General features: G+C 40.9%; 8 protein-coding genes and 1 tRNA gene. 4 read left to right on the top strand and 5 right to left on the bottom strand.

The window, feature by feature from the left end:
* Window positions 1-118 precede the first annotated feature (118 nt).
* Window positions 119-685 (top strand): hypothetical protein, encoded by a 567-nt coding sequence (locus tag AC1U9Z_RS14910; protein ID WP_333531092.1) that lies wholly within the window; start codon window positions 119-121, stop codon window positions 683-685.
* Between the two features lie 805 nt (window positions 686-1490).
* On the top strand, window positions 1491-3947 hold the full coding sequence (locus AC1U9Z_RS14905) for a hypothetical protein (RefSeq protein ID WP_333531093.1): 2457 nt from the start codon (window positions 1491-1493) through the stop codon (window positions 3945-3947).
* Here AC1U9Z_RS14905 and AC1U9Z_RS14900 read toward each other — a convergent pair.
* The 3 genes from AC1U9Z_RS14900 to AC1U9Z_RS14890 all read right to left on the bottom strand — a co-directional run bounded on the left by AC1U9Z_RS14900 (window position 3936) and on the right by AC1U9Z_RS14890 (window position 6471).
* Window positions 3936-4973, bottom strand: coding sequence for a D-alanine--D-alanine ligase family protein (locus AC1U9Z_RS14900; protein WP_333531094.1), 1038 nt, complete (start codon window positions 4971-4973; stop codon window positions 3936-3938). The genes AC1U9Z_RS14905 and AC1U9Z_RS14900 overlap by 12 nt on opposite strands.
* 88 nt (window positions 4974-5061) lie before the next feature.
* A complete protein-coding gene (locus AC1U9Z_RS14895; RefSeq protein ID WP_333531095.1) occupies window positions 5062-5985 on the bottom strand; it encodes a tyrosine-type recombinase/integrase in 924 nt (307 codons plus the stop codon).
* A 401-nt stretch (window positions 5986-6386) separates the two neighbouring features.
* Window positions 6387-6471, bottom strand: a tRNA-Leu gene (locus AC1U9Z_RS14890).
* Between the two features lie 201 nt (window positions 6472-6672).
* On the opposite strand from AC1U9Z_RS14890, the gene AC1U9Z_RS14885 reads away from it, so the two are divergent.
* Window positions 6673-7065, top strand: a complete 393-nt coding sequence (locus AC1U9Z_RS14885) for a hypothetical protein (protein WP_333531096.1) — start codon at window positions 6673-6675, stop codon at window positions 7063-7065.
* A 142-nt stretch (window positions 7066-7207) separates the two neighbouring features.
* Window positions 7208-8641 carry an NAD(P)/FAD-dependent oxidoreductase gene (locus AC1U9Z_RS14880; RefSeq protein ID WP_333531097.1) on the top strand — a complete coding sequence of 478 codons (1434 nt, stop codon included), beginning with the start codon at window positions 7208-7210 and terminating at the stop codon, window positions 8639-8641.
* Window positions 8642-8836: 195 nt separating this feature from the next.
* Here the strand turns inward: AC1U9Z_RS14880 and AC1U9Z_RS14875 are convergent, their stop codons facing one another.
* Window positions 8837-9988: a SpoIIE family protein phosphatase gene (locus AC1U9Z_RS14875; protein ID WP_479958165.1), complete on the bottom strand. Its 1152-nt coding sequence runs from the start codon at window positions 9986-9988 to the stop codon at window positions 8837-8839.
* A 12-nt stretch (window positions 9989-10000) separates the two neighbouring features.
* Window positions 10001-11722: a [Fe-Fe] hydrogenase large subunit C-terminal domain-containing protein gene (locus tag AC1U9Z_RS14870; RefSeq protein ID WP_333531099.1), complete on the bottom strand. Its 1722-nt coding sequence runs from the start codon at window positions 11720-11722 to the stop codon at window positions 10001-10003.
* Window positions 11723-11875: the final 153 nt, after the last annotated feature.

Genomic DNA, 11875 nt, shown 5'->3' with positions numbered 1-11875 from the left:
ACCAAAAGGTAACAATACAACCAGAAAATCTTGTTGCATAGTTCATTCAAATCGCAACAAGATACACAAACCAGTTAGTGAATATTTCAACCATGCGGCGATTTAAGGTGGTGGAGTAATGGAAAAGCCAATACTTTTCAACACGGAAATGGTTAGAGTAATACTAGCAGGCAAAAAGACCCAGACGAGACGGATTATAAAAAATTGTATTATATGTGATGGAAACCTAGTAATGAAAAAATGGGGCATAGACGATACTGTTAGCCCAAGTAAACGAATATTTGGTGTCTCAGCATTACCTAAGCATGCACCATATCAGGTTGGTGATATTCTTTGGGTTAGGGAAACATGGGTTGAATATTGGCATAATGGTGAATTTGAGCATTACAGATATAAGGCTAACGGGGTGCATCCAGAAGAACATGTAAATTGGAAGCCATCAATCCACATGACGCGGGACGCTGCAAGGTTATTCCTTAAAGTGACAAACGTCAGTGTTGAGAGATTACAGGATATTACTGAAATGGATGCAAGGGCGGAAGGTTGCTTCTTGCCGTCATACGACATAGAAAGTGGTGAATTAGTAGGCAGCAGCACGACACTATTTAAAATAGTTTGGGACGGAGTTTACGGTAATTGGAAAGATAACCCTTGGGTATGGGTTATTGAGTTTGAGAAGATTTAGTTCATAACACAACAAAAGAACGGAGCAATTTAATTTAAGTTTACTAGTACAACAGGAGGCGGTTATATAAAGGCTAACGTAAAGTTTAAATGCTATAAGAAAGAATAATACTCAGTCAGATGAAGCAAAGCCTAGTATGGATTAACCTTATTTAATTGTAATATGGAGAATATCACACCTTTTTTTGTTAAACGTCCTAAAGCTTATCAGTGCCTGTGTAGATAGCATGGGCATTTCTTATTTTAGGAGATTTACTGGCGGGGAGAACGGTAGGTTGCGGATGACTCTCCCATTGTAAGCCCCACATGGGTCGAATGTGAGTCTTTTTTATTTAACAGAAAGGGGGCGTTGCATTGAATAACAAAAGAGAAAGGCCATCTGGAGAAACATAAAAAGCAAAGGGTGAAATTCCTTTGGTCTCCTTACCAACACCGCCATTAATAAGTATTTGCCCCTTTTAGATATTTTCAAATTGGATTTCGACAGAATTTTTAAACTTTCTGGATTCAATGATGGTAAAATATTGTTATTTTAGGTCGTTTAACTCAAGTGGGTTAAAAGATCCAAGCCCAGTCTGAAACAGGTAAAGTGGGATTTCGAAATGACTTCTTCTGGGAGTGTATCGTGAATTCTCTTAATAATAAAAAGCTATTAAACGATTTAACCAAATTTATGCAATTGCATAAATTTGGGATATGCCCAGAATATATGTCTAGGTAGGTTGATATTTATTGGCCTCTACAATTCAGATATTTATATAAGTAAAGGATAATATGCAATTATCAGGTAAAGATGGGGTTTTGTTATGAATCTGGCTGATTATCAGAGTGATATTGTGTCGCAGATTTACGCTTTGCTGTTAACCGATGAGAGGAACAGAGGAATAACCCTTCGTGGGAGTACTGGCAGCGGGAAATCCACAATTGCGCTTGGGATTAAGGATATACTTCAAGAGAACTGGATGTTTTTTTACATCAGAGGCGTAGATCCTGACCTGTCGCCCTATTTAACATGGCATATTGGTACGAAATTATATTCAAAAAGCAAAATAAACTTTGCTAGTAGAATTTCATTTGGTGTTAATACGTTACCAATTCCCTTGTCCTTCCAATTTGGAGGCGATATTCCTAAAAAGGAAAAGACGAATTTTATCTTATCCCCAAGCGAAGAGGCTTTGCTTACCAATATTAAAAAACAGGCAGAAACAAACAAAAATGTCCTATTCGTCGCTGATGACTTTGACCTCTGGGATATTCCATCCAAGCAGTTCCTCCAAAAAATTACACTACCAGAATTAGGATTAATGGCCGATTACCGTATAATCATCTTATTCATATCTCACGAAAAGATATCATGGGATAACGGTTTTATATGGTCAGACTTGTTTATTCCTTCGATAAGTGATGCCAACTTACTTTCTATACTACATCAGAAAGGATATACTTATCCTTTTAATTTAAACGAAATTAGGGCTTGCGCTGGTAATGACCTGTCACTCATGCTTATGGTAGCAAAATATTACGAAAATAACGAAAGTGGCCCGATTATGAACTTCAACGAGATTATAGACAGGCGATATAATGATCTCCCAGAACGTGACCGCCAGGCATGCAGTATATTAGAACCACTTTCTATAATTGACGCCTGCTTCTCACAATATGAAACGGCCTATTTTATTGATGAACCATCTATCGATGATGCAGAATTGTTGTATTTGGCGGATGAGTATCTATTATTGGCTAAAGAACATGCTTTTATAGCAGGCGAGCAAAGTTATCACTTTACAAACCCCAAAATAAGGAATTATTTTAAGATGCGGCTATCGCGACGCGAAAAATATCTTCATGGAAAATTTGCACTTTATTTAAAACAAAGGCACCCTGAGGATTATTTTAATCGCGGAAAACACCTCAAACTTAGTATCTGGAAAAATGATGACAGACTTATATGTGAAGCATGGCAGCTATTTCTCCTCGCCTATATTCGCAGATCCTCGGAACTTAATTGTAGAGAAGACGTCTACAATATTTTACCTGAAATTGAGGCTCTTTTAGAACGTATCAGTCCCTCGCATGTAGATACTCAGCGTAACGTAATGAAAAGCTTTTTAGACGGATACTCTGCCTTTTCAAAATATGAATATAGAACTGCGCTCCAGCACTTGCAAGGGATCAGCCCCATGTTGTTTAGTTCGGCTTGCCGGTCGGAGTGTCAACGTCTAATTGTTCTTTGTCATATTCAATTGGCAGAAAACCCAATTATGATCAGGCAAACGGCAGAAGAGTTATACGATGTTATTCAAGCTCCTGACTTTCGTGAGGATGAACAATATTGTCGCGCTGCGCTTGTTCTGTTAAATGTGTACACAGGTCGTTTAAATGTTCCTGATAAAGCGAAGCAACTCAAGCAGAATTTAATACAAATTATCAATAATCATTTCTATTGTCCTGAATTTTTGGAGCTTAATGCGTGTTTTAATCGCAAGTCGGCCTTATACTATACAGCAGTAGTTGCCTGCCGTCTAACAGGTGAAAGCGTTCGATTTTACCGCGAACACAACAATCGCAACGGTTTATATATGGCGCTTTGCAACCATGCCGCCAATGCAATTATATCTGGAAACTATGACCTCGCCACTCAAGCTTTAAATGAATGCCAAAACTTACTTGAAAAACGCAGAAATTGGCATTATCCAAGCCGTTACAAAATTGAAAATAATAAGATACTGCTTGACTATTTACAGACAGAATCCCAGGTTCTAGGTAATCGGGGAAAACTCATGCTCGCCGCAGAAAAGGCGTTTTTAGCATTTTCCAAAATATTAGACTATCAGGACGAAGAAGTATCCCATGTAATTTATTTAAACCATTTGGCATTTTCAATACTCTGCGATCTTCATACCTGGCCTAACCAACTTGCAGAGGCAAATCGACGCCTTGCAGATACGGACGCATACTATAAATATTATTTGCATGATCTCAATTTTGCAGGTGCTTTGCTACAAAAAAATCTCGCTAAGGCTATGTCAGAACTAAAAATATTGGAAACTTTGGATGTCCCTCTTTTGTATTCCGATGTACCGATTTTTAAGGCAAAGCGACATATCCAAGAACGTCTTTTGGTATCCGAAGAACCTTTCAAGGGAGATGCCATAGACTATAATCAAGTTGTTTTGGCGGCCTGTTCTCATATTCAAGACCCATCATGCCGTTTCTATGGACGCGGTTTTTTGCTTTCAGATCTTCAATTTTTATCTTTCTAAACCTTTTGACCGCAAGAGTGCGGATGCAATGATAGCTTGGTAGATATCGTTATAATCGAATCCGAGATTATTAAAATCAAAGGCAAATGAACTGTGCTCGGTGGTATATGGTGTTGTAGATACATCAAAAACATACGGATTCCCATTTGCGTCAATTCGAAAATCAATGCGCCCATAAACATCCATTTGTAACAATTGAAACGATTCCTCAGCATATTTTTTAATTGCGTCAATCGTTGCTTTTGTTTGAGTATCCTCTAAAGCATAGAAGCCATAATGGTTATTAGCTGATGCCTTTTCATCAAGGATTTTATTACCATATAGATTAATACCAACAGGCGGGAGTGCTGTGGGAGTTCCTCTTATACTAAGTACCGGAACTTCACATTCAGCCCCATCAATGTACTCTTGGACCATATAATTGGGCCTGTGAAACGGCTCAAACCGTTTACTTGAAAAACGGAAGATACTTGTGTTGTTTACTCCCTGGCTCGCCGATTCTGAACAGGGCTTACAAATTATAACTGTTCCCTCTGGAGGAACATTATCTTGCCATGTTCCTGCTTCCGTTAATAACCAGCTTCTGGGGGTCGGAATACCATGCGTCTGAAGTAGTATAGAAAAATAATATTTGTTGCGACATAGCGCAGAAGTTAAGGATGTGGAAGTACTATAATTTAGCCCAACCAATTCACAGAAAGCAGGAATAATCGTCTTCTTATTATTTCCAAATCCATTTCGCGCTAAGTTGTATATTAAACAATCCACAAACCGCTCCGGATGTTTCGTGTACTCTTCAATAAAGTCCAGTTCATTAAAATAAACAGCCTGAATATAGTATCCTGCACCTACAATGCCTTGATAAATTTGGTTGAATTCCTCGATTGAGAATCTTTCTGTTCCACTGCACTGGAGCTGGGCTTGATTAATATGACCTCGGGGCTGTTGTACATGGGCCAGCAAAATGATGTTTAGGGTCTTTTTATAATTTTCAATTTTATCTTGTTTCCAAAAAGGAGTGATCATTTTACCTTCCTCCATTTTGCAGGATAATTGCATATTATCCTTTATTCATGTTTACGGCCGAACGCTTATTGTGCGTTCGGCCGTAAAATTATTTTATTGACATACGGTTTCTGGGATGTTTCAGGCTTAAAATATCATTTTGCTTTTTTGTAGACACATGGGTATAAATTTGAGTTGTGGTTATAGAACTATGTCCTAATATCTGCTGTATGTAGCGTATATCTACATCTTCCTCTAGTAATAATGTTGCAAATGAATGCCTAAACATATGAGGGGTCAAATGTCTGGCAATATTTGCTTTTTCGGCATATTTATTTATGATTGCCCGAACGGATTGTTCAGAAAGCTGCCTATTTCCTCTGTTTATAAACAAAATTCCCGCGCTTTCAATATGTTGGATAAAAGCTGCCTTATACTTCCTGAGAGCCTTTAGCACGTCAGGATTTGCAATAGTAACAACTCTTTCCTTTGCTCCTTTGCCAAAAATGCGAATTTGACCGTTTGTTAAGTTGACATCATCTACTTTCAGTGAGCATAGTTCCGAAACCCTCATTCCGCTTGCAAATAATAACTCTAAGACTGCTATATCACGTAAACAGGTCTGCTTTTGATAAGGAGTAAGGTTTTCATTTGTAGCCTCAACATAAGCGGATTTTAGAAGTATTTCGATCATATCGAGAGAAATCGTTTTAGGGAGAATCTTTGGCTCATGAAATTTTAGGTTAATTTTGGAGAATGGATTCTCCGGAATAATATCTTCATATTCCATCCAATTGCAAAAAGCCTTGATGCTGGCGATTTTTCTCTTTACCGTTTTTGGCATATATTTTTTGTGCAGATATGTGGCGTATTCCAATAAATTATTCTTAATTAACTTTCGGTCAATAGCCTCCAGGAAGTTTAAAAGCTGAGTAATGTCAATTCGGTAGGCCTTTAGTGTTTTGGCACTCAGGTTCTTTTGGTGTTTGCAGTGCTTGAAATAACGTTCAAAGAGTAATGTAAAATCCGGCATTCATGATCCCTCCGAAAAAATAGTTATAGGATATAATTGTGAATACATTTTTGGGAATTGTCTCCCGACTTTAGAAAATAGAAGGTTTAAAATTGTCGAAAGACCTGGAAAAACTCGGTCTTTGATTTCTTTGTTTTTGTTAAGAAACCCCTAAAGTCAGGTATCCCTCTTCAACTAAAAAGTAAAAGATTTTGTTACAGCGTTTGCGGTCAAAGGTTTTAAGTCATTTTTTCTTCTTCTCGACACGATGAGACACCTCCAAAAACATAATGTGCGCGGCTGATCACTTATCGCACCACGCATAAAGATGTACGGGCGCACACATCTTGATCAAAATACGACCAAAACACAACAAAAAAGACTTGCAGGTAAAAACCCACAAGCCTTGAAATATAACGCATTGGTGTCGAAGGAGGGACTTGAACCCTCACGAGTCTCCTCACACGCCCCTCAAACGTGCGCGTCTGCCGATTCCGCCACTTCGACATGTCTTAATCGCAAGTGTTATTATAGCATAACAAAAATGACTCGGCAAGAAGTTTGTTGAAAGAAATTTTTTAAATGTTGGTAGAAACCCTTTACCAACAGTGATAAACATCACCTTAGGAAGGTGACTGGGATCATATCCGGAAGTACTCCTTTTTAGTATTCTAAATGCAAGAGATAACGAAAGAGGGGGCGGGAATAATGACGGTGAAAAGGGATAAGTGGATGAAAAGACGCAGGGAGCTAATGGATTCGTGTGGTCAGTGTGTGGGCTTTAGGGCTAAGGGGTTAGCACTGCCGACGATGGAAGAAGGGCATGTTTGTCAGCCCAATGAAGCCTGTCCGACACATTGTCCCGGATTTCAGATGGATTTTGCTGAGATTGCCCAGGAATTGTCCGGGGATATTACGGAAGTAGCAGTACCAAAGGAAAGCGAAGCCGAAGTAAAGGTCCCTGTCGATAAATCGGCCAGTGCGGTATATTGTAAAAACTGCGGCAGATCCGATGATACTGGCTATCTGTTGCCGATGCGGCATAAGGGAGAAAGCACCTGGATATGCACGAAGTGTTTACCCAGTTTAATACATGGATAATAATGAATGCAGGGGCAATGTCCCTGCATTTTAATTATTTGGTATAAATTAGATATTGCAATTCTAGGTAAAATGGTTCACAATATTTATGTTTGCTTATTTTCATTTTGTGAATTATATAAGGTAGGGAGTGATACCCTTTATGAGAAATTACGATGTAATTGTTGTGGGTGCTGGTCCGGCAGGTATTTTTACTTGCTACGAACTGAGTCTAAAGGCACCGCAGTTAAAAGTGTTGCTAATAGAAAAAGGCCGTGATATTTACAAACGATTTTGTCCGATTTTGGAGAAAAAACTGGTTAAATGTCCTCCACCAACCTTAAAGAAGGATCATGCAGGGTGTATGCCTGCCTGTGCGGTGACCAATGGTTTTGGTGGGGCGGGTGCGTATTCAGATGGTAAGTTTAACATTACCACAGAATTTGGTGGTTGGATGACTGACTACATGGCACCCTCAGAGGTCCTCGAGCTAATTAAATATGTAGATGGAATTAACCTAAAGCATGGTGCCACCACGGTGATATCGGATCCCACAACCCCCGCGGTCAAGAATATAGAAAAACTTGGTCTGGGTGCTGGGTTAAAATTACTAAGGGCCGAGGTACGGCACCTGGGTACAGAACAAAATTTGGAAATTCTCAAGAGTATTTTTGAAACTTTAAAAGATAAAATTGATATGCAATTTGAGACTGAAGTTGAAGATATTATTGTTGAAAAAAAGATTGATAGTAAATATATTAAGGGAATCGTAACTAAAACGAAAGAGGAAATTTATGCCAACAACGTAATTATTGTACCAGGTCGGGATGGTTCAGAATGGTTAACAGGCATTTTTAAGAAACATAATTTAGAAATGACCAACAATCAGGTGGATGTTGGGGTTCGTGTGGAGACCCTGGATACCATCATGGAAGAGATTAATGAGCATCTGTATGAGGGTAAGTTTATTTATCGGTCTTCCACTGGCACTACCGTAAGAACCTTTTGTAGTAATCCCTCGGGTCACGTGGTTATTGAAAACCATAGCGGGGTGATGCTGGCAAACGGCCATGCCTATAATGACAAAAAACTGGGCAGCAATAATACAAACTTTGCCCTGTTGGTATCCCATAAGTTTTCCTACCCCTTTGATAAACCCATTGAGTACGCCAAGTCCATTTCCCGTCTGGCCAATGATCTTTCAAATGGAAGTGTGCTGATTCAGCGTTTTGGGGATATTCTAAAGGGGCGTAGATCCACTGAGAAGAGAGTCCAGGAGGGGTTTCTGGAACCAACCCTCAAGGAAGCCGTTCCCGGCAACCTAAGTCTGGTACTGCCCTACAATACAATGAAAAGTATTATTGAAATGATTCAAGCCTTGGACAATGTGACACCTGGTATTGCCTCCGAGCATACACTTTTATACGGTGTGGAAGCTAAATTTTACTCTTCTCGCCCTCAATTAAACGAAAAGTTTCAAACGGAAATTAACGGGTTATATGCTGGTGGCGATGGTGCGGGAATTACCCGTGGCTTAGCCCAGGCAGGTGCCTGTGGAGTGAGGATAGCTAGGGATATTGCAGAAAGGTTAGTATAACTTTAGAAGTGTTAGGAAGGGCCATGGGTTTTCTGATTATGTCATACTTAAGGGTTATTAGACCATGGCTCATGGCACAGTGTCCTTACCAAGTTCTCCGAAAGCTTAAGGCTCATGGCTGACGGCTAAATTAAAAGGGAATGCCCTTTGCTACTGGAATAATGGAGCATAGCGGCATTCCCTTTTAAAATTGCTCTAAAAATAATCCTCTTTTATATCTTTGCCCATTTCCTTTAGACTGTTGATGAGGTCACGAATGACATGGTGTTTATAGGCATAAATGGCCGGGACATCGTTGCAGTAAAGGGCTTCATTTTGAGCCCTGCCCACCATAATATGGATGATATCGGCCTTTCTTAATAGGGTTGTTAATCTGCTGGCACCATCCTTACCAGCCTTGAGTTCGTTTAAACCGGTGTTTGCTTTAATATGCTCCAGTGTTTGCACCAGAGTGACAGCACCTTCGGTAATTAGATCAATGCCTGGCAGCATGCCCACAGGGGGGATGCCCTCGACAACCGAGGAAACGTCCACAAAAACCTTTCTGCCCAGTACACGTCCCACAATTTCACTGGTTGTTCCACCACAGATCACCTTGGCCCCCGGGGCTTCCATCAGCTTACGAACCACCATCCGGTCGTCCTCCTGGTTTTTTGGGGGGCCAATTAGCAAAGTTACATGGATCGGATGCCTTACTTTTACAGCCACCACGGTCACGTCATCCCCGGGTTTTTCTCCATATAGGGAGTTGCAAAGGTTGGTAATTTCATTGGCCCAATCGCAGGCGGATTTTTCCTCGGCATAGGTGTCCTCAATAAACCGGCTCATACGATCCCAACCCCAGTTGACATTCATGTGTCCGCTAATTCCTGCATTGAGGACCCCGTCCGAGGTTAGAACCAGCCAGTCATGCTCATCCACGTCAAACTCATATTCCAGAATCTTTTTGCCAGCCACCATTCTTTCTTCGCGCCGAGGCGTAAAAAGTGTGTTCTGGTTGCCAATAAAGACGTCCGGGTTATCGTATTCTACCAGGTTTAGTCTGCCGTTATTTTGCACCTGCAAAATGGAAAAGGTGCTGTAAGCCGCATTAATTACCTTATCAATGGGCAGGGTTTTAGCCACCGTATCAATGACTTCATCGATGTTGCCGCCCATTCGGAGCATACTGGCTGCGGTCTTGGTAGTAAGGCGGGACAGGATATTAGCCTTAACGCCACTGCCCAGTCCATCGGAAAGCACCACGATATTTGCTTGATCAGTGCGAATAATTTCCACACTATCCCCACAAAGCTCTTCACCATATTTTTTTAATTGGGATACGCCAATATCTAAACTGATTTTCATAGCGGCACCTCCCTAAAGATCTTCTTGCCGCATTAATTTTATTAGTTTCCCCAATTGAACCTTGGTTTCTGCGGTTGCTTCTCCCAAAAGTCCGGCTATTTCCTGGGCCACCATCATTTGTTTTTCAATGACTTCCTGGGCCTGTTGAATGGTTTGGCTTTTCATAAGTTCATACTGTTCTTTGTGTTTTTTCTCTGATGTGATATTGATAAAGATTCCTACCACCACATCTGTTCCCTTGACCGGGAAGAAAATTTCCCGGGTTACGATGCCAAAATTGGGGTAGGTACTGGTAGTATTCATCATTTTACCGCTTTGCATTACCTTAAGGAAATTGGTTGCTGGTATTAGGGATAAAATTCTTTGACCCACCACTTCGGCAGCGGTGCATTGAAAAAGTGTTTCTGCGGCGGAATTGATCTCCAGAATATCTAAATCCTTGCCCACCACAATAACGGCATTGGGCATGGCGGAGATAATTCGGTTGGACATTGACTCGGCCCTTTTTCTCATATAGGGTATGCACATTTCTACTTCTGCCTTACCCTGATAAACGGCCACCGCTTTATCCCGGCAGGAATCATAGCCGCAATTACCACAGTTAAATTCCTGGGCCGGGGAGTTTTTACCGGTTCTGGCCAGGATGTTTTGAATTTCTGCTTCGCTAGGGTAGATTTGTTCTACTTTCCGATTGATGAAATCTCGTTTTAAGGAGATTTCCGGCAAGCGAGTGTTGTCAATTTCAAAGACACATTCTCCGGATGAGTTGTAATAGTGCAATAGCTTGCGCTGCCGCATGAAGAGGCTTTCTTCACGACAGAGGGACAAGGGGCCATTGATACAGCCACCTTTACAAGCCCAGAGTTCCATTAGCTTGGGTGGATTGATTATCTGGCCTTGACCCAGATGTTTAATAAACTCGATACAGCTTTCCATGCCGGAAATGGTTAGAAAGCTCTCACCGGCCTGTCGCAGTTCCTCTGCCACTGCCCAAATGACCCCTCCCTCTACTGGGTAAATGCGATTGTGACAGGGAGAAAAACTATCAAAATTTGAGGGAGTTAGTTCTTCCATAACCACCTCTGAGTCTTGGATCCATTGCCAAAGTTCATGAAAGTCAAGGAAATAATCGATACTATCCGTTAAGCCCAAAAGCTGTGCTTCATCTCGTTTGGCTGCACAGGAACCGATGTATACCACCTTAGACTGGGGTTTAAGGGATTTAATAACCTTACCCTGGGCAATCATGGGTGAAACAATGGGAGCCAGCATAGAAATAAGTTCGGGATAATGTCTTTCGATTAAATTTACGATTACCGGACAGTAACTAATTAAACGGGGGTGTTCAAAACCCATATCCAGATATTCCTGGGTTACCAGGCTTGCCCCAATGGAAGTTTCTTGAACTTCGCTAAAGCCCAGTGCCTTTAAAAGGGTAGGTAACATATCTGGTTCTTTGAGAGGAAGGGAACCCACAAAGGAAGCAGCCACCACGGCGATTACCGGGGTTCCTTCGGCCAATAGCTGTTTAACCTGCCTTAGGTCAGAGATAGGTTTTTTCGCCTTCTGGGGACAGGCTAGAATGCACTGACCACAGTGGACACACAGTTCATCGATAACCTGGGCATGAAATCTGCCTAATTTACCCGTATTCATTTTTATGGCCTTTAGGTTGCAATAACGAACACAACGATAGCAATCACGACATTTTGCTCCGGTATAGATTAATGCCATGCTGACACCTCACTTTTTTTCGGTCATAGGCCATGAGACATGGTCTTGGGTGTTAAGTAAAGATTTCAACTCAAAAAGAAATTATCCTTTAAACGGGCTGAATAAAAGCTTGTTTTCCAATAAATAGAGTAGTAACATAACACTAAGGAAACG

Source organism: Desulfotomaculum sp., assembly GCF_982386235.1.
The sequence above is the reverse complement of the archived record's forward strand: the minus strand, read 5'-3'. Positions and strand labels throughout refer to the sequence as shown.

What these genes read in the sequence shown, in the direction of transcription:
- AC1U9Z_RS14870 (WP_333531099.1), bottom strand. Translation starts at nt 11,722, where the DNA reads ATGGCATTAATCTATACCGGAGCAAAATGTCGTGATTGCTATCGTTGT.
- AC1U9Z_RS14885 (WP_333531096.1), top strand. Translation starts at nt 6,673, where the DNA reads ATGACGGTGAAAAGGGATAAGTGGATGAAAAGACGCAGGGAGCTAATG.
- AC1U9Z_RS14905 (WP_333531093.1), top strand. Translation starts at nt 1,491, where the DNA reads ATGAATCTGGCTGATTATCAGAGTGATATTGTGTCGCAGATTTACGCT.
- AC1U9Z_RS14900 (WP_333531094.1), bottom strand. Translation starts at nt 4,973, where the DNA reads ATGATCACTCCTTTTTGGAAACAAGATAAAATTGAAAATTATAAAAAG.
- AC1U9Z_RS14910 (WP_333531092.1), top strand. Translation starts at nt 119, where the DNA reads ATGGAAAAGCCAATACTTTTCAACACGGAAATGGTTAGAGTAATACTA.
- AC1U9Z_RS14875 (WP_479958165.1), bottom strand. Translation starts at nt 9,988, where the DNA reads ATGAAAATCAGTTTAGATATTGGCGTATCCCAATTAAAAAAATATGGT.
- AC1U9Z_RS14880 (WP_333531097.1), top strand. Translation starts at nt 7,208, where the DNA reads ATGAGAAATTACGATGTAATTGTTGTGGGTGCTGGTCCGGCAGGTATT.
- AC1U9Z_RS14895 (WP_333531095.1), bottom strand. Translation starts at nt 5,985, where the DNA reads ATGCCGGATTTTACATTACTCTTTGAACGTTATTTCAAGCACTGCAAA.